Origin of the sequence: Galactobacillus timonensis, assembly GCF_900240265.1 — a bacterium.
GTDB classification, from domain to species: domain Bacteria; phylum Bacillota_I; class Bacilli_A; order Erysipelotrichales; family Erysipelotrichaceae; genus Bulleidia; species Bulleidia timonensis.
In genome coordinates, this window is sequence record NZ_LT964739.1 from 1,048,934 (window position 1) to 1,067,581 (window position 18,648).

General features: G+C 52.2%; 19 protein-coding genes. 15 read left to right on the top strand and 4 right to left on the bottom strand.

Translation table 11 applies throughout. The features are described from left to right. Window positions 1–3 precede the first annotated feature (3 nt). A complete protein-coding gene (locus tag C1714_RS04940; RefSeq protein WP_102342148.1) occupies window positions 4–1,737 on the bottom strand; it encodes a proline--tRNA ligase in 1,734 nt (577 codons plus the stop codon). A 115-nt stretch (window positions 1,738–1,852) separates the two neighbouring features. On the opposite strand from C1714_RS04940, the gene C1714_RS04945 reads away from it, so the two are divergent. Next, a complete protein-coding gene (locus tag C1714_RS04945) occupies window positions 1,853–3,367 on the top strand; it encodes an IMP dehydrogenase (protein WP_102342149.1) in 1,515 nt (504 codons plus the stop codon). Window positions 3,368–3,454: 87 nt separating this feature from the next. Here C1714_RS04945 and C1714_RS04950 read toward each other — a convergent pair whose 3' ends face one another. Next, the gene (locus C1714_RS04950; RefSeq protein ID WP_102342150.1) at window positions 3,455–3,724 is read right to left on the bottom strand and encodes a DUF4342 domain-containing protein; all 270 of its coding nucleotides are present in this window, start codon (window positions 3,722–3,724) and stop codon (window positions 3,455–3,457) included. Between the two features lie 118 nt (window positions 3,725–3,842). Here C1714_RS04950 and C1714_RS04955 point away from each other — a divergent pair, with 118 nt between their 5' ends. Further along, window positions 3,843–4,064: a hypothetical protein gene (locus C1714_RS04955; protein ID WP_102342151.1), complete on the top strand. Its 222-nt coding sequence runs from the start codon at window positions 3,843–3,845 to the stop codon at window positions 4,062–4,064. A 97-nt stretch (window positions 4,065–4,161) separates the two neighbouring features. Here the strand turns inward: C1714_RS04955 and C1714_RS04960 are convergent, their stop codons facing one another. Next, window positions 4,162–5,076 carry a hypothetical protein gene (locus tag C1714_RS04960; RefSeq protein WP_102342152.1) on the bottom strand — a complete coding sequence of 305 codons (915 nt, stop codon included), beginning with the start codon at window positions 5,074–5,076 and terminating at the stop codon, window positions 4,162–4,164. A 65-nt stretch (window positions 5,077–5,141) separates the two neighbouring features. Here C1714_RS04960 and C1714_RS04965 point away from each other — a divergent pair, with 65 nt between their 5' ends. Continuing rightward, the gene (locus tag C1714_RS04965; protein ID WP_102342153.1) at window positions 5,142–5,798 is read left to right on the top strand and encodes an HAD family hydrolase; all 657 of its coding nucleotides are present in this window, start codon (window positions 5,142–5,144) and stop codon (window positions 5,796–5,798) included. A 4-nt stretch (window positions 5,799–5,802) separates the two neighbouring features. Here C1714_RS04965 and C1714_RS04970 read toward each other — a convergent pair whose 3' ends face one another. After that, window positions 5,803–6,051 carry a helix-turn-helix domain-containing protein gene (locus C1714_RS04970; protein ID WP_102342154.1) on the bottom strand — a complete coding sequence of 83 codons (249 nt, stop codon included), beginning with the start codon at window positions 6,049–6,051 and terminating at the stop codon, window positions 5,803–5,805. Between the two features lie 276 nt (window positions 6,052–6,327). Between C1714_RS04970 and C1714_RS14220 the strand changes: the two genes are divergently transcribed. The 12 genes from C1714_RS14220 to C1714_RS05030 all read left to right on the top strand — a co-directional run bounded on the left by C1714_RS14220 (window position 6,328) and on the right by C1714_RS05030 (window position 18,647). Beyond that, the gene (locus C1714_RS14220; RefSeq protein ID WP_210115257.1) at window positions 6,328–6,624 is read left to right on the top strand and encodes a helix-turn-helix domain-containing protein; all 297 of its coding nucleotides are present in this window, start codon (window positions 6,328–6,330) and stop codon (window positions 6,622–6,624) included. A 120-nt stretch (window positions 6,625–6,744) separates the two neighbouring features. Beyond that, on the top strand, window positions 6,745–7,776 hold the full coding sequence (locus tag C1714_RS04980; protein WP_102342155.1) for an IS1/IS1595 family N-terminal zinc-binding domain-containing protein: 1,032 nt from the start codon (window positions 6,745–6,747) through the stop codon (window positions 7,774–7,776). 25 nt (window positions 7,777–7,801) lie between these two features. After that, window positions 7,802–8,854, top strand: a complete 1,053-nt coding sequence (locus C1714_RS14400; protein ID WP_245305050.1) for an IS30 family transposase — start codon at window positions 7,802–7,804, stop codon at window positions 8,852–8,854. 347 nt (window positions 8,855–9,201) lie between these two features. Continuing rightward, window positions 9,202–10,077 carry a YitT family protein gene (locus C1714_RS04990; RefSeq protein ID WP_102343148.1) on the top strand — a complete coding sequence of 292 codons (876 nt, stop codon included), beginning with the start codon at window positions 9,202–9,204 and terminating at the stop codon, window positions 10,075–10,077. A gap of 24 nt (window positions 10,078–10,101) precedes the next feature. Continuing rightward, entirely contained in the window at window positions 10,102–10,791 is a 690-nt protein-coding gene (ftsE, locus tag C1714_RS04995; RefSeq protein ID WP_102342156.1) for a cell division ATP-binding protein FtsE, read from the top strand. After that, complete coding sequence (ftsX, locus tag C1714_RS05000; RefSeq protein ID WP_102342157.1) at window positions 10,784–11,683, top strand: permease-like cell division protein FtsX; 900 nt, start codon at window positions 10,784–10,786, stop codon at window positions 11,681–11,683. Before ftsE ends, ftsX begins: the two co-directional genes overlap by 8 nt. 19 nt (window positions 11,684–11,702) lie before the next feature. After that, window positions 11,703–13,103, top strand: coding sequence for a murein hydrolase activator EnvC family protein (locus tag C1714_RS05005; RefSeq protein ID WP_102342158.1), 1,401 nt, complete (start codon window positions 11,703–11,705; stop codon window positions 13,101–13,103). A 2-nt stretch (window positions 13,104–13,105) separates the two neighbouring features. Further along, entirely contained in the window at window positions 13,106–14,614 is a 1,509-nt protein-coding gene (locus tag C1714_RS05010; RefSeq protein WP_102342159.1) for a S41 family peptidase, read from the top strand. Next, on the top strand, window positions 14,615–16,597 hold the full coding sequence (uvrB, locus tag C1714_RS05015) for an excinuclease ABC subunit UvrB (RefSeq protein WP_102342160.1): 1,983 nt from the start codon (window positions 14,615–14,617) through the stop codon (window positions 16,595–16,597). Between the two features lie 68 nt (window positions 16,598–16,665). After that, a complete protein-coding gene (locus tag C1714_RS05020) occupies window positions 16,666–16,896 on the top strand; it encodes a hypothetical protein (RefSeq protein ID WP_102342161.1) in 231 nt (76 codons plus the stop codon). 99 nt (window positions 16,897–16,995) lie between these two features. Beyond that, complete coding sequence (locus C1714_RS05025) at window positions 16,996–17,484, top strand: Lrp/AsnC family transcriptional regulator (protein ID WP_102342162.1); 489 nt, start codon at window positions 16,996–16,998, stop codon at window positions 17,482–17,484. Beyond that, a complete protein-coding gene (locus C1714_RS05030; protein WP_102342163.1) occupies window positions 17,481–18,647 on the top strand; it encodes a pyridoxal phosphate-dependent aminotransferase in 1,167 nt (388 codons plus the stop codon). Before C1714_RS05025 ends, C1714_RS05030 begins: the two co-directional genes overlap by 4 nt. The last annotated feature ends 1 nt before the right edge of the window (window position 18,648 follow it).

Sequence of the window (18,648 nt, forward strand, 5' to 3'; positions counted from 1 at the left end):
AGCTCAATCGTGCGGCTCGCCCTGATGGTCCACATGCACAATCGAAGCGTCGAGAAGTTCCCTGACTTTGGCAGCAGCCTGCTCGACTGTCAGGTCTTCGCTGGTGTCGCTTCCGCGCACCTTGAATTCAACCAGATCGTCCGCAGCCTTCTTTCCGACCGTGATGCGGTAAGGAATGCCGATCAGATCCATATCCTTGAACTTGAAGCCTGGACGCGCGTCACGATCATCGAGAATCGTATCGATGCCGTTCTTCTGCAGCGCCTGATACATCGTCTCAGCCAAAGCCGACTGCGTCTCATCCTTCGGTGCAATCAGAACGATCGCTGCCTGGTACGGTGCCATGTCAGCCGGCCATGCGATGCCGTTTTCGTCATTGTACTGTTCGACGATGGCGGCCATTGCCCGGGCCACGCCGACGCCATAGCTTCCCATCCAGACGTCCTGCAGCTGGTTGTTCTGATCCAGATACTGCAGGTTCATGGCCTTCGAATACTTGGTGCCCAGCTTGAATGTATTGCCAACCTCAATGCCATGGGCGAAGCTGATCTTTCCGCCGCACTTCGGGCAGGTATCGCCCTCCATGATATTGCGAAGATCTCCGTGCCCATCGAGCTTGAAATCCTTCAGGTTTACATTCTGATAGTGATAGTCCGTCTTGTTGGCGCCGACGACGAAGTTCTGCATATAGAGCACTTCCTCATCCGCGATGACTTCGCACTTGATGCCGATCGGGCCCGCAAAGCCGACCTTGGCACCGGTCACTTCTTCGACAGTCGCGGCATCAGCCAGCTCGACGCTCTGGGCGCCATAGAACTTCTGCAGCTTTGTTTCGTTGACTTCACGATCGCCGCGGACCATGACCGCTACCGGCCGACCGTCAATGTTATAGATCAGTGTCTTGACGAACTTCTTTGCCGGCTCATGCAGGAAATCCGTAACTTCTTCGATCGTTCCGCTGTTGGGCGTATGGACCAGGGTCAGCTCCTTTTCCTCTTCCCTGTGATCCGGCTTTTCAGGGACGCAGGGGCATACCTCGATGTTGGAAGAAAGATCATTGTTGCTGCAGAGGACGATCGTATCTTCGCCACGCGGCGAAATGGCCTGGAACTCTTCAGAAAGAAGTCCGCCCATGATGCCGGTATCGGCCTTGACGATGCGGTAGTTGAGATGCAGACGCTCCATGATGTTCTTGTAGGCGTTGTACTGTTTCAGATAGGAGGCGTCGCAGCTCTTTTCATCCACGTCGAAGGTGTACGCATCCTTCATAATGAACTCACGCGTACGGATCAGACCGAAGCGCGGACGCGGCTCATCACGGAACTTCGTCTCCAGCTGATACAGAGAGAAGGGCATGTCCTTGTAGGACTTGATCTTCATCTTGGCGGCCTGGGCGAACAGTTCCTCGTGCGTCGGACCAAGGACATAGCTCTGCTTCTTACGGTCCTTCAGAGAGAACATACTGTCACCAAAGCCTGCCCGGCGGCCCGAAGCTACGTAGATGTCTTCCGGAATGAGGGCCGGCATCAACAGTTCCTGACAGTCGGTGCGGTCCATTTCTTCGCGAAGGATTTCCTCAATGTGCTTCATGACCTTCCATCCCAGCGGCAGCATCATGTAGACGCCGGCGGAACTCTTCTTGATGTAGCCGGCACGTACGAGAAGGTTGGAAGAGACGGAATCTTCGTCCTTCGCATTCTCTTTCAGCGTATAGAAATAACTGTTTTTCAGTCTCATAAAAATTCCCCGTTTTCTGCTCGCAACAAGTATAGCATGATCGTCGCGCGGTTCTTTACTTTGCTTTGGTTTGACTTTAGAATGATGAGAAATTGAAAGAGGAGGGAGATGTTTCATGGCTACTTATTATGAGGAACCGTCGCATACATTCAGCGAATATCTGCTGGTTCCGGGCTTGACCGAAGAAGTGAATACGCCGGCAAATGTTTCACTGAAGACGCCGCTTGTCCGTTTCCGCAAGGGAGAGAAACCTTCGCTGGAACTGAATATTCCGATGGTTTCTGCGGTTATGCAGTCGGTATCTGACGATAAGCTTGCAATTGCGCTGGCAAAAGAAGGCGGCGTATCCTTCATCTACGGATCGCAGTCGATTGCGACCCAGGCAGCCATGGTCGCCCGTGTCAAGAATTATAAGGCAGGCTTCGTTCCGAGCGATTCCAATGTCCGTCCCGATACGACGATTGCCGAGATGCTCGATCTGCTTGCTAAAACAGGTCACAGCACGATGGCGGTTACCGATGATGGTACGGCAAACGGCAGGCTGCTGGGCATGCTGACGAGCCGCGACTATCGCATCGGCCATGTAAATCCGGATCAGACGGTCAGCGAATTCATGACGCCGCGCGAAAAGTTGGTTGTCGGCCATCTGGGCGATGATCTGACGGCATGCAATGACATCATCTGGGAGCACAAGCTGAATCAGCTACCAATCGTGGATGAAAACGATCATCTGCTCTATCTCGTGTTCCGTAAAGACTACGACTCTCACAAGGAATATCCGGACGAGATCCTCGACGATGAGAAGCGCTATGTCGTCGGTGCCGGCATCAATACGCGTGACTATGAGGAACGTGTACCGGCTCTGATCAAGGCGGGCGTCGATATTCTGGTCATCGACTCTTCGGACGGCTATACGGTCTGGCAGAAGAAAACGATTGACTGGATCCGTGCCAAGTACGGCAACTCGGTCAAGATCGGTGCCGGCAACGTCATCGATGAAGACGGCTTCAACTATCTGGCGGAGGCCGGTGCAGACTTCATCAAGATCGGTATCGGCGGCGGTTCCATCTGCATCACCCGTGAAACCAAGGGCATCGGCCGCGGACAGGCGACGGCTGTGCAGGCCGTAGCGAAGGCAAGAGATGAATGGTTCCGCAAGACCGGTGTCTATATTCCGATCTGCTCCGATGGCGGCATCGTCTATGACTATCACATCGTTCTGGCCCTTGCGATGGGCGCGGATTTTGTGATGCTGGGCCGCTACTTTGCACGCTTTGAAGAGGCGCCGGGCCAGAAGCTGATGGTCAACGGTTCCTATGTCAAGGAGTATTGGGGCGAAGGATCGAACCGTGCCCGCAACTGGGGCCGCTATGATCTGGGCCAGGGAAAGAAGCTGACCTTCGAAGAAGGCGTCGATTCCTATGTACCGTATGCCGGCTTCCTCAAGGACAACGTTGACATGACGACGGCCAAGATCAAGTCCACCATGTGCAACTGCGGTGCACTCACCATTCCTCAGCTGCAGCAGAAGGCGCGTCTGACGCTGGTATCGCCGACTTCGATCGTTGAAGGCGGAGCTCACGATGTCATCGTCAAGCATCATGATGAGTACAACTACAACAGCCACTGAACCCTGAAAAAAATAAAGGCGGACGGGAGGGCATCGATGATTCGATGCGCTCCGTTCGCCTTTTCCTGATCTTTTCCCGATACAGCTTCAGTGATGTCCGTAAATATTGACGATGGTTCCGTCCTTCTTCTCAACTTCGACGCAGCACTTGGTTCCAACCGCAGCGATCGCCGCAACGACGAGCGCCCATGGCGCAGCAGCTGCCATCAGAACGCCGCCGATCAGACCGGCATTGACCGGGAAGGATGCCTTCTTTTCTCCGTTGTGCCAGATATTGATCTTGGCAACGTTGCCTTCTTTTACAAGCGCCTTGATTTTCTCAACGATTTCATTTGCGAACTCATTGTTGGTTTCCATCAAAATCACCTTCCTTTTCTATGGAAATTATAGCAGTCCGGTGCAGGCAATGCGCTATACTGAGGCTGGAGACAGATTGTACACCTCATCATTAGTATTTCTTAATCGGAGGTGAATTATGGAACAAAACCTGCTTCGTATCAGCAGCCCTCTGGCTATCATTTACCGGTACCTGGTCGATCATTCCATTTCCAGCGATGATCGGCGCCGGGCCATGGGACTGTTCTCTTCGCACGCGGATGTGGCTGCCGATTTTGCCAATGAGATCGTCATGGACAGAAACCGCACCGGCATCCTGCATTCGTATCTCGACAGGATCTTCCACAAAACAGCACAGTAATCATCAGGGATCAGGCAAAACGGCGGCAGAGGATTCTCTCTCTCGCCGCTTTGATTTTCCAAGGATGTTGTTTTTGTTGTTATTGTTCTTGTTACTGTTACTGCCTGCCGCCGCTTGAAGGATCAACACTGCGCTTTGAACGCTCGTGGATGCGGAACTCATAGGAACCCGTCACTTCCAGCAGAGATCCCTCATCGAGATCAAGCTCTCCGTCCGCTACCGTCCGGATGCGGCCCTGCGCGTCACGGACCTGCAGGGTCGCAGGGCTGGAAGCGGGGCTGACAAAGTAGGTGCCGGGTCTCACATTTTTCGGCACCATATAGATGCCGGGCATCAGCGTCATCGTGTTGTCACTTGAAAGATAGATCAGGCTTGCGTGTGCCGTCTTTTCCTTCGCCACCATCAGTCTGTGCAGCGTATCCCTCATGAAGAACAGATCCGTGTGCGGCGTTTTGTAGGTATAGGAGTGTCCGCGCTCAAGAATGTGGATCGCATTGAGATCCTCGATCGAATGAACGATGTTGGTTCTTCTGTGGACGTTGATGAAATTCTTCGAAAGGAAGTAGAACGCCGCATCGGTCTCATAGATGGTTCCCTTGACTTCGGTGCCGTTTGGAACATCATAGAGATTCGACACATCCTTCTTGGTGATGCCGGCAATCCGCTGTATCACTTCGCGCTGGGGAATCATGGCCGCATCGATGGCGATCGAGGCAGGTACCTGGTTGATCAGGTGTTCTCCGGCGTGAAGAGGAATCGGAGAATCCGGAAAGAACGCCGCCCTGGTTTCATCGACCGAGTGACTTTCCAGATAATCGCTCATGATGACTTCGCGCATCTTCGGGTCCGCAGTCACCAGCAGCTGAAACAGATCGTACTTCACACGCATCCCGTAGGATTCAATCTTCTGACGGCAGCTGCGGCAGATAATATGGCCGTCCGGCAGCGTCTCTGTGTGCGTAAACAATCCCTTATATTCGTTGAAGCAGAAATCGCAGACTTTAGTTGACATGCTGAACTCCTCGCCTTTCCATATTATAATCGCCCTTGTTGAAATGCATCAGAAGGAGAAGAATCATGACTGTTCGCGCTTATCTGTTTGATCTGGACGATACGCTGGGCAACCGGCGCGTCTATGCCTATAAAACCTATGCCCGCCGCCTCGATGATCTGTATCCGGATCTTGATCCCCTGATGCGTGAAGTGATCCTGCAGCACTGTATGATTCTCGATCAGCATGGTGATGTCAATAAAGGCTATGTACGTGACGGCATCCTGAAGAAGTGGAAGATCGACCTGGGTGCTGACTTCAATGACTGGTGGGAATCCGTCCTCTGGCAGCAGATGGTTCTCTTTGATGATGCCATGGATGTCATCCGGGAACTGAAGAGGCGGGGGTATCTGGTCGGCGTCGTCACCAACGGCTCTGCATCCGGACAGAATCATAAGCTTGAAAAGGCCGGTCTCAAGGAGATTCTTGACGACTGGGTCGTCAGCGGCGACATTGGCATCCATAAACCCGATCCCGCCATCTACCGTCTTGCGGCAGACCGCCTTCACGTTGCCTGCGACGAGTGCGTCTTCATTGGCGACCTCTGGCAGACGGATCTTTATGGTGCCTGTCTTGCGGGCATGAAGCCGGTATGGATGAATACCGAAGGCAGCCCCGTCCAGGAATATAAAAAAATACCGCAGATTCGTCGTCTGCGGGAATTGCTGGAACTGAACTTCTGAAGGGTTATTCAGCTTTCTTGGGCATGAATGTAAGGGACAGCTGAAGATCCATTCCCTCCGCCAGACGTGCCAGCGTTTTCAGAGAAGGATTGCCAATGCCGCGCTCAAGCTTACTGATGTCGCTTTGGGCAATGCCGGTCCGGCTGGAGAGTTCCTTCTGTGTCAAACCTGCCGTGCGGCGTGCTCTGAGAAGTTCCCGAATGATGTTGTCTATAATTCCTTTCGTCGATTCCTGTTGTTCTTTCAAGTTCATTTTTGTCTCACCGTTAGATCATAAATACCATAAAGTAAAATCTTTTAAGTACCAGATAAATCTATTTATTTATATCATATCCCAGTGAAAAATCAAGACAATTCGGGGTGCTTGCATGGTCTTCCACAAAGAACGTGAAGTGAAAAATTAAATTCCACTTCAGGGAGTGCTAAGTGGAAGTATGTCTTTCACTAACTTCCAGTTGAATTTACTCTTTCATTCCTCTTGTATCATATTGGTAGGATCGGCGGCTTCTTCTTGAAAGGAGGTTCCTATATGGAAGCCGCCAAAAAACAGTCGCATCTTACGTTCGGTGATCGTCAGATCATTCAGAAAGGCATTGAGAACGGATCAAGCAAGAAAGCTATAGCGGATCTTCTCGGCAAGGATAAGTCTACAATCGGCAAAGAGATTGAGCGGCACAGAGAGCTTGCATACAAGTTCAAGCTGCCTCTGGAATGTGCCGCCTACCCTCACTGCAGATTCAACAGGATCTGTACAACTGACTGTACGGATTTTGTTCAAAAATCCTCATTTGCACCAAGGTGGTGGAAGAACGGGTTGCAGTTCTGATCCAGGGCTATAATGATCGTGTCCTGGAAAGGGGACAGATCAGGAAGTCTCCAGGAGTTGATTAGCGCTGACTTGGCGGTTTCGTTAGTCAACTCCTGGAAACTTCAAACCGCCAAACAAATGAATAATCTCAAGAAGAACCGTCACTTCTGGGGACGGTCTTTGAGAAAGCTTGAATGGGACAAGTACCATGACATTTCAGATTCTCAAAAGCTCATTTCCCATACCATTCACGAATGGTATGATGCCAAACACCCAGAGTTTTCGGCAGATGAAATCAAATTTCTGAATAACAGAAATATTGAATCCTGCCCGCATTGCGGCAGCACGAATTTCATCAAGTATGGTTTTTATAAGAATGGCATGCGCTGTTACCTCTGCCATGATTGCGGGCATAAGTTTTCACCTATTACCAACACAATATTTGATGATCGGAAGATTCCAATCTCCGAATGGATTGAATATCTTCTGTATCTGTTTGAATTTCATTCTGTTAATTCATCTGCCAGGGATAATCGAAACGCCGAAAGCACAGGCAGATACTGGCTGAAAAAGGTATTTTTTGTTCTGAATGGAATTCAGGATAACATTGTGCTCAAAGGGAAAATATACCTTGATGAAATGTTCTTCCCTGTCATAAAGAGAAGAACGATTACGAAAGACGGAAAGAAACTTCGCGGCATATCAAAGAATAAGATTTGTGTTGTCGCAGCACACGACGGGCACGGGACAAACCTCATCATAGTTGAACATGTCTCCAAGCCCTCCCGCAAAAGCACATGGGCGGCGCTCGGGAATCATATACAGCCAGGCTCTGAACTGATTCATGATGGTGACAATTCTCATTCTGTTCTGATCGAGAAACTGGGTCTGTCAGAAGAGATCCATCTCACAAAAGAAACGAAGGGATTGCCTGACGAAAAGAATCCGTTAGACAAGATCAACAACCTTCATGCTCTGGTAAAGCAATACATGCGCATGCATGGAGGATACAACAGAGAAGATCTACAAGACTGGATGAATTTGATCTGGTTCATCCTTTCCAAGCCGGACAACAGGTATGAAAAGATCGACTTATTTCTCAACATGGCGCTAAACGCACCAGGAAAAGTGCGATATCGGGACCGGATGGCTAAAAATGTCAATAAATAAGCATATGAATACCACCCTGGTGCAAATGAGGATTTTTGTTCAATTTACCTGTGCGAGAAGAGACCGCTCTCCCGGGGCTTGCAACGGCTGCGGGAAGTATAGCAGCTGCCGGTTTAACAAGTTCAAATACTATGCCGATCATGCCCACTCTGCTTACCGGGATACTCTCGTGGAATCTCGTTCAGGAGTTAACGCTACAGTCAGTACGATAAGGAAACTTGGTGAACTGATTAAACCCCTGCTTGAGAAAGGACAGTCCGTCTACGCCATTCTGGAAGCACATCCGGAGATTGGCCTGAGCGAAAAGACCGTTTACACCTATATCGAAACCGGTGTGTTTAGAGAAGCCGGCATTACCATCAACTGCCTGGACCTGAAGAAGCAGGTTCGCAGATCACCGCCCAAAAAGCTGAAGTTTAAGCCTCGTCGGGACCTTTCCTATACCAAAGGCCGGACCAGTAAGGAATACGACGAATACATGGCCGCAAACCCCAATGCCAGAGTCGTACAAATGGACACTGTATATAACGATTCCACGAATGGTCCCTTTATTCAGACATTCAAGTTCCTCCGGTACGATCTTCTGCTCTGCCTGTATCATGAAGAGAAAACCGCACTTGATATGCTTGCAGGCATCAATCTCCTTGATGAGATTCTCGGGCATGACTTGTTCAACAGGGAAGTAGAAGTCATTAAGACAGACAGAGGCTCAGAATTTACATGTGCGGACCAGGCCGAAGTCAGATCCGATGGAACACGCAGGACAAGGATGTTCTTCTGTGATCCGATGGCTTCATGGCAGAAAGGATCGATCGAAAACGTTCATCTCCTTCTTCGGGAAATCTGTCCCAAAGGCTGCGATCTTAAGGCAATCGGTCTCATTGACCAGCATGCATGCAATATCATCTCTGAAAACATCAACTCGTACCCAAAAGAAAAGCTGAACGGCAAGTCATCCTTTCAGCTTCTTGAATTTCTCAGCCACCCAACGGCAAAGAAATTCTATGAATTCGGGCTCCATAACATTTCAAATTCGGATGAAGTGATTCTGAAGCCATACGTTCTAAAGAAACGATAATCCAGCGAAAGCCGTCGATCCGCAAGTTGAAATAACCCTTTCACGGCAATGAACTGCTAAAAGTTCATTGACTTTCAACGCGTCTCTTTAGATCTCTTGATACTTTTATTCTGAGGTCCACAAGGCAGAAACGCAAGCAAAAAGCGATGACCGAGAGCGAAATTATGCCCTGTTCATCGCTTCTGTACGACTTATTTCCACTTGCTTTCTAAAGTGGAATTTAACTTTTCACTTGAGCCTTCCACAAAGAATAAAAGAAAAATTTTCATGGAATGTAACAAATTCCATCATGCCCGTCTTTTCGCCTTTATAAAAGGAAGAGAAGCAGGCATGCTATAATCATGCCGATGAGCCAGAATGTACACACGGTAAAAATCAAACGGAACAGCTTTTTGGATACTCTGTCCATTGTTGCAGGTACATTTCTTCTCTGCCTCTCGGTAGAGATGTTCCTGCTCCCGTACAATATTCTTTCAGGCGGTGTCGCCGGCATCAGTGTCGTCCTCTATCCTTTGACGCATATTGATACAACCATGATGGCCAACACCCTGACGATCATTCTGCTGTTTGTCGGCCGGATTTTTCTTGGCCGCGACTTTTTTCTGAAAACGGTTTTGTCCTCATTTCTCTATCCGGTCTTCAACATTTTGCTGCAGCGGATCGTTCCCGTTCCCGAAGTATCCATGACCCTGGCATCGTTCTATGGCGGCTTACTTGGCGGAGCGGGCGTCGGCCTGGTCATGCGGACCGGTGCCTCAACCGGCGGAATGGATGTTCCACCGCTGGTTATCCACCGCTATACCGATATTCCGGTCAGTACGCTTGTCTTTCTGTTTGACGGTCTGACCGTTCTGCTGGGCTGCTTCATCTATAGTCTGGAAGCTGTTCTGATCGGGTTGATCTCGGTCATGGCAAGTTCCGTGGCTCTCAATAAGATTTTGACGATGGGATCGGGCGCCGATGCGCGGCAGGTACAGATCATTTCGGAAAAGTGGGATGCCATTACCAATGTCATTACGCGTGACCTCAACCGCAGTTCCACAATCCTCGACGGGGTCGGAGGCTATACGCGGGAAGAGCGCAAAGTCGTCATGGTGATTGTATCAAAGACGGAGTATTATCAATTGATCGCTACTGTGAAGCAGCTGGATCCGATGGCATTCATTATTACCAGCGAAGTCGCCGATATGCAGGGCGAAGGCTGGACCTATACACTGATTTAACAGAAGCTGCAGGAGGAACCATGCATGATTGAATGCACCCACGTATTTAAAAAGTACAAGAACGGTGTCAATGCGCTTTACGACATCAATATGAATATCGCCCAGGGCGAATTCGTCTACATTATCGGTCCCACGGGATCGGGCAAGTCGACGCTGATCAAGCTGCTCGACGGAGAAGAGATCCCGACCAAGGGCAAGGTGAATGTCGTCGGCATCAATGTCGGCAAACTGCGCCACTCCAAGGTTCCCATTTACCGCCGCAACATCGGCGTCGTCTTTCAGGATTTCCGGCTTCTGCCGACCAAGACGGTGTTCGAGAACATTTCCTATGCCCTCGAAGTGATCGGGATGCGCAAGGATCTGATCCGCCGCCGCGTACGTGAAGTCATGAACCTCGTCGGTCTCGACGATAAGGGCAGCTCGTTCCCCAATCAGCTTTCGGGCGGCCAGCAGCAGCGTGTCGCCATTGCCAGAGCCATTGCCAACCGGCCCAAGGTGCTGATCGCCGATGAGCCTACCGGCAACCTGGATCCGCAGATGTCGGATGAAATCATGGCACTGCTTGAGAAGATCAATGAAGAATACGGTACGACGATCCTCATGGTTACCCATGACATGACCATCGTCAACAAGCACCGGAAGCGTACCATCGTGCTGGAGCACGGACATATTACGGCAGATCTTGCCCAGGGAGGTTATGCGCAGCATGAGTAGCTTTTTCAGACCCCTGAAGGAGGGATTCCACGGCGTCTTCCGCCATGGTGCAATGAGTTTTTCCGCCGCCGTCACGGTGACGATCGCTCTTTCCATCGTTTCCATCTTCCTGATGTTCACCTTCAACATGCAGCAGTTTACGGAAGGCCTGGAACAGTCGGTGCAGATTGCGGTCATGGTCGACTACAACTATGAGTCGGCGGAGCAGGAGGATGCCATTCAGATGGCGATCTCCGAGATCCCCGGCGTCACGAGCATTACCTACCATACGAAGAAGGAAGAGTTCAACTACCTCCTCGATCTGTTCGATGAAAATACCCGGAAGCTGTACGAGACGATGGATTCGGACAACCCGATGCACGATGCTTTCTATGTCGAGATCTCGGACGGCTCGCAGCTGGAAAGCGTCGCCGATCAGATTTCGCAGATTGAAGGCGTCAAGTCCGTCAACTTCGGCGGCAGCTCGGCAACGACGCTGGTACGTGTTCTGCGTACCATCCGCTATGGCGGCGCGGTACTTGCGATTGCGCTGTCATTGCTGGCGGTGGCCCTTATTTCCAATACGATCAAGCTAACGATTTCGGCCCGTGCCGATGAGATCGCGATCATGCGCAATGTCGGCGCAAAGAACAGCTTCATCCGCTCCCCGTTCCTTGTGGAGGGCGTCATTATCGGAGCTATGGGTTCAATCATTCCGATGCTTGGAACCTATTTCGGCTACCGCTATCTGTATCAGTTTACGGGCGGCTATGTGATTTCGCAGATGTTTTCGCTGCTGAATCCGGTGCCCTTTGTGCGTCAGATCAATGTAGCCCTGCTGCTGATCGGTATGGCGGTCGGCTTCCTTGGCTCGTTCTTCTCAGTGACACGCTACCTGCGCTGGAAGCGCTGATGGCCGGAGGATATTGAAGATGAATCTATGGAAAAGAAGCGCAGAAGGAATACTGGCTGGAGTGCTTCTTTTCAGTATGTCAGCTCCGGTCCATGCCGAGGGCGAAGACTTTTCCGATACGAGCTACTGGATGAATCTATGCACCGGCGGCAGCGACCTTTCGCCGGACGACAAGACGTCGTGCCGCGAATTTCTGCAGTATCAGTCGGAGAGCTCCACGTCGCTGCAGAATCAGGTGAGCCAGCTGGAAGATGACATCGCCCAGGCTTCCGAGGATATTGAAGCCTATGCGGCCAAGGCTCAGTACTATCAGGAACAGGCCGCGACGCTCAACGACGACATCGCGGATCTCAATGGTCAGATCGCAGTCAAGGAGAAGCAGATCGAGGCGCTGCAGGCCGATATTGACAAGAATCAGGCGGAAGTTGATGCCGGCGAAGAGAAGATGAAGCAGCGGCTGGAAACGATCCAGCAGACGATGCGTCTCAATCAGTATTTTGACATTCTGATGGGTGCGCGTACCTTTGAGCAGCTGATCCGTCTGATCAACGGTCTCAATGACATCACGGAACATGACAATACGGTCATGGAACAATTGTCCGATCAGATTACCCAGCTCAACAGTGACAAGGCCGAACTGGAGACGCAGAAGGCGTCGCTGGATGCGGACCGTCAGGAACTGGTGGATAAGCAGAATGAACTGCTGGCCTACATGGTGCAGGCGCAGCAGGCGGAGACGGCGATGGAGCAGCAGCTCTCCCTCCTGCAGGAGCAGCGGACGCAGACGCTTGCCAACATTTCCCAGATTCAGGAACAGATGAGCCAGCTGCAGAATGCCCTGAATTCAGTAGCTGCTTCGGCGGGCTGGACCTATCCGATTCCCGGCGCCCATATCAATGCCTATGCGCATACGTGGCACTACGCTTCGGGGGGCATTCATCTGGGTGCAGACTTCGTGGCACCGTTGGGAACGACGGTCGTGGCTCCGGCCAATGGCGTTGTGCTGGCTTCGGCGGATGGCTGTGATTATGGTTATCTTGGCAACGGCTGCGGCGTATCCAACGGCGGCGTCTGGGGCGGCGGCAACCAGATCTATATTCTCTGCGTTGTGAACGGTTCGCTGTACTGTGTGCTGTTTGCGCATCTTCTGAAGGGGACGCCGCTTGCTTCAGGAACGATCGTGACGGCGGGACAGGCGATTGCCCAGGTCGGCTCTTCGGGCAACAGTACCGGTCCTCACAGTCATGTGGAAGTATTCTATCTTGGCAGCGGATCGCTGTTCTCGACGTTCGGTACGACCTGGAACGGCAATCTTTCGTTCGGATGCGGCTGGCATACAAAAGGACTTTCCAATACCTGTGATAATACGGGCGGGAAGGCGCCGTGCCGTGTGCGGCCGGAAGATGTATTCGGAGGTTGAGCATGCCGGAAAAGAAGAAACAGAAGAAAAGCAGAGATTCTATCCGTCTTCCGCTGCTGGTGGCGATTGCGGCGGCGGTTGCGCTTGGCTGGTGTGTCGGATCGATCGTGCCGATCGGTCTGTTTGATCATCTGCGCGAGGATCTGAACGTTTCGACGACCGGATCTTCTTCGACCAAATACGAACAGGTGCTCGACATCATGACGAATGACTGGTTCTTCGCGGATCAGATCGACGATGTTCAGGATCGTCTGGTGGATCAGGCGCTCAGCGGCATGACGACCAATTCCGAAGATCCCCATACTGAATACATGACGAAACAGGAGATCACGGACTTTACGCAGATGATCAACCGTAATCTTGTCGGGATCGGTGTTGAGTTCCGCACGCTGGACAGCGGCATTCATATCATTACGCGTGTTCTTCCCGATTCGCCGGCGGAAAGGGCGGGCGTCGAGGTCAATGACATCATTCATGCGGTCGACGGCAAGGTGGTTGACGGATTGACCTCAACCGAGATTCAGGATCTGGTGCGTGGCGAAGAAGGTACGGATGTTACGATCGACTTCCTGCGCGATGGAAAGACCGTGACATTTACCATGACGCGGGCCGAAGTGTCGTCGACGACGAGCTATACGGTACGTGACGATGGCATCGGCTATCTGCATATTCTGCAGTTCGGCAATACGACGGCCAAGGAAGTACAGGATGCGCTGGATCATTTTCAGGATGCGGGTGTGACCAGAATTCTTATTGATCTGCGTGATAACGGCGGCGGCTATCTGGAGGCGCTGCAGGGGGTGGTTGACTGTTTTCTGGCGAAGGATCAGGTGTTCCTGGTACGTGAGTACAGCGATGGTACGAAACAGGAGATGAAGACCGATGGCGGGACGTATGAAGGTCTTGGCCCGATCGTTCTTCTTGTCAATGAGAATACGGCAAGTGCAGCCGAGGCATTTACGCTGGCGATGAAAGAGGGCCGCGACGATGTGACGATCGTTGGGACAACGACCTATGGCAAGGGTACGGTGCAGGTGACGAAGTATTTTGACGACGGTTCGGCGATCAAGTATACGAATTCGAAGTGGATGAGCCCGTCCGGCGTGTGGGTGAACAACACGGGCATTGCGCCGGATGTGGAAGTGAAGCTGCCGGACATTCTGACATCGACCTATACGGATTTCGGTGAGGATGAAAGCTATGCGCCGGATTCGGTATCGGACCGGGTTGCAGAGATGGAAAAGTGTCTGCAGTATCTTGGCTACGATGTGGATCGTACGGACGGCTATTTCAGTGATGCGGCGGAAGCGGCGCTGCTCCAGTTTGCCAGTGATCATGAGCTGGAGAGTGACGGTACGCTGAATCAGACGATGTACAATGCGCTTTTGACGGATGTGGTGTCGCTGTGGCTGAGTGATGAGACGCGGGATACGCAGCTGATGAAGGGCATTGAACTGCTCAATGGAAGTGAAGATACGGCTGCTGTGAGGCAGAGAAGTGCGAGGTGCTGAATGGATGCGAGTCACCCGTTTGAATTAGTTTCACCGTTTCATCCGACGGGAGATCAGCCGCAGGCGATTGATGCGCTGGTCGAGGGTCTTTCCCAAGGGAAGAAGGAACAGGTACTGGAGGGCGCGACCGGTACGGGCAAGACGTTTACGATGGCCAATGTAATTGCGCGCGTGCAGCGGCCGACGCTGGTGTTTTCCCATAACAAGACGCTGGCTGGTCAGCTGTATTCGGAGTTCAAGGAGCTGTTTCCCCATAATCGGGTGGAGTACTTCGTTTCCAACTTTGACTACTATCAGCCGGAAGCCTACATGCCCAAGACGGATCAGTATATTGAAAAGACGGCGGCGATCAATGAGGAGCTGGACATGTTCCGTGAGTCGGCGCTGAATTCGCTTCTGGAGCGGCGGGACACGATCGTGGTGGCTTCGGTTGCGTGCATCTATGCGGCCAGTGATCCGAAGCAGTACAAGGACATGTTCTTTACGATCCGGGTCGGGGAAGAAATTGAGCGCAATGCGCTGTTAAGAAAATTCATAGATCTGCAATACCGGCGCAATGACGTGGATCAGACGCGCGGTACGCTGCGTGTGCGTGGCGATGTGATTGAGGTGACGCCGAGCTATACCAACGAGTTCAATATCCGGATCGAAATGTTCGGCGATGAAGTGGATAGGATTACGGAAGTGGATCCGACGACGGGGAAGACGCTGCAGGGCTATCAGTTCTACAACATCTTTCCAGCCAGCGGCTATGCGCGCAGTAAGGAGTCGATGAACCGGGCCTGCGATGATATTGAAGCGGAGCTGGAACAGCGGCTGAAGTACTTTCATGACAACGGGAAGGAACTGGAGGCGGAGCGTCTGGAACAGCGGACGCGCTTTGATCTAGAAGCGTTAAGAGAAAACGGCTACTGTGCGGGCATTGAAAACTATTCGATGCACATTGATGGCCGTAAGCCGGGTCAGCGTCCGTGGAATCTGTTCGATTATTTTCCGAAGGATTTTCTGCTGTTTGTGGATGAGTCGCATGTGTCGCTGCCGCAGATCCGCGGCATGTACAACGGTGATCGTCAGCGCAAGGAGGTGCTGGTGAAGTACGGCTTCCGTCTTCCCAGTGCGCTTGACAACCGTCCGATGCGCTTTGAAGAGTTTGAGGGGATGCTGAATCAGGTCATCTACTGTTCGGCGACGCCGGGCGATTATGAGCTGGATCACGTGCATCATCAGGTGGTTGAGCAGATCATTCGTCCTACGGGGCTGCTGGATCCGAAGATTACCGTCAAGCCGACCCATGGGCAGGTGGATGATATCTGTGAGGCAATTGAGAAGCGGATCCAGCGCAATGAGCGGGTTCTCATTACGACGCTGACGGTACGGATGGCAGAAGATCTGACGGAGTATCTGAAGGAGCGTGGATTCAGGGTTTCCTATCTGCACCATGAGACGAAGACGCTGGAGCGTTCGCAGGTGATTCATGATCTGCGGGCGGGCAAGATCGATGTGATCGTGGGCATCAACCTGCTGCGTGAAGGTCTCGATATTCCGGAAGTGTCTCTGGTGTGCATTCTGGATGCGGACAAGGAAGGCTTCCTTCGTTCCGAGCGTTCCCTGGTACAGACGATCGGTCGTGCGGCGCGCAATGCGAACGGTGAAGTTTACATGTACGCGGATGTGATGACGGATTCGATGAAGGCTGCGATCTCGGAGACGAACCGTCGGCGCCGGATTCAGGAGGCGTACAATACGGAGCACGGCATCGTTCCGAAGACCATTTCGAAGCCGATTGAAGAGGCGATCCGTGGCAAGGAGACGCAGGCGATGGCCGCCAGGTACGTGGCCAAGAAGGCGAAGCTTTCGAAGAAGGATCGTGCGACGCTTTTGAACAATATGGAGGCTGAGATGAAGGAGGCTGCTAAGCAGCTGGACTTCGAAAGAGCTGCGGAACTCAGGGATATGCTGTTTGAGCTGCGCGCGGAAGACTAATATCACTTATAAATGGGAAATTTCCGATTTATAATGTAAAAAAGAAGTGGCAGTGACAGGGGGAATGAATGGAAGACGGGAAGAAAGTGGTTCATGCGTACTGGATTCATCATACGAAGCAGGATCCAGCTTCTGTTTCAGGGTTACTCTATCTGCCGGAATGTGATTGTTCTAACTGTCATGGGACGGTAGGTGTTGAGAAACCGGTCTGTCCGTTCTGCGGTGCGATCATGGATGGTGAGGCACAGGGCGATACGGAAGGCGTAGAGGTTGAATCGGTCGGTGAAGGGGAGAACTGATCCCCGGATCCCAGGATTCGCTGAACAGGAATCGGGCAGCCGTGAGGCTGCCTTTTGCGTTACAATAGGCGTCATATACAGATTGAAGGAGAGAACATTATGGATACGCTGCAGCTGCTGAAGGCTCTGGAACAGAATCCGCGTATTTCGACGGCGGATCTGGCGGATGTGTTGAACGCATCCGTGGAACAGGTGGAGGCCGAGAAGGATCATCTTGAGAAGACGCATGTGATCTGCGGCTATCATACGGTGATCAACTGGGACAGGACGAATACGGACCGGGTCAGTGCCATCATCGAAGTCAGCGGGAAGCCGGAGCGGGATGTCGGCTACGATAAGATTGCGCAGCGCATTGCGCGTTTTGATGAAGTTACGTCGCTGTATCTGATGAGTGGGAACAGTGAATTCATGGTGTTCGTTGAAGGTCAGACGATGCGTGAGATTGCGGACTTCGTGGGTCAGAAGCTGGCGCCGATTGACGGTGTCACTTCGACAGTGACGTGCTTTCTGCTGAAGAAGTACAAGGTGGAAGGCGTAATGATGGAGTCGGAGGAGCTGAAGGATGAGCGTCAGCTGATAACGGCATGAGTGATCTTCTGAGTAAATATGCACAGAGTCTGGAGCCTTCGCTGCTCTGGAAGTTCTTTGATCTGGCGCGCAGTACGCCGGATGTTGTTTCACTTTCGGTTGGTGAGCCGGACTTCCCGACGCCATGGCACATCCGCGAGGAAGGCATCTATGCGCTGGAGAAGGGTAGAACCTACTATCCGCCGACGCTTGGCCTGACACAGCTGAGGGAAGGAATTGCGGAGTATTATGCGCGCAGGTTTGGCATTGATGGCTATACGGCGGACAATGTGCTGGTGACAGTCGGTGCCAGTGAGGCAATTGATCTGGCGCTGCGGGTGACGATGGATGCGGGCGACGAGTGCATCGTTCTGGATCCGGGCTATGTGGCGTATGAGCCTCTGGTCAAGATGGTCGGCGGTGTGCCGGTGTATCTGAAGCTGGAGGAGAGCGATGGCTTCAAGGTGAAGCCGCAGCAGCTGGAGGCGCTGATTACTCCGCGTACGAAGGCGATCATTCTCAACTATCCGTCCAATCCGACGGGCGGCGTGATGAGTGAAGAGGATTATGCGGCGATTGTGCCGATCCTTTCGAAGCATCACATTGTGGCAATCTGTGATGAGATCTATCTGGAGCTGACCTACGAAGGTGAGAAGGCTTCGATCGCAAAGTTCCGCGACGTATTGAAGGACCATCTGATCGTGGTCAACGGTTTTTCGAAGGCGTGGTCGATGACGGGCTGGCGGCTTGGCTATGCGCTGGCGGAGCCGGTGATCATCGATGCCATGAACAAGGTTCATCAGTTTTCGGCGATGGGTCCGGCGACGCCATGTCAGTTTGCGGCGATTGAAGCCGTCAACCCGAGATCGGACAAGGACATTGAGACACACTTCGAGTCGTTCAGGGGTAGACGCAACTTTCTGGTGAATCAGCTGAACCGGATGGGGCTGCCGACCGCGATGCCCAAGGGTGCCTTCTATGTGTTCCCCAACATTTCTTCGACGGGGCTTTCAAGCTATGACTTCGCTTCGCGTCTATTGACGGAGGCGCATGTAGTAGTGATTCCGGGCAATGCGTTCGGGCCGGCGGGTGAGGGCTTTGTGCGTATTTCCTACGCCTATTCGCTGGATTCGCTGAAAGAGGCGTGTGTGCGCATTGCAAAATTTCTGGAGCAGTTTCATTAAG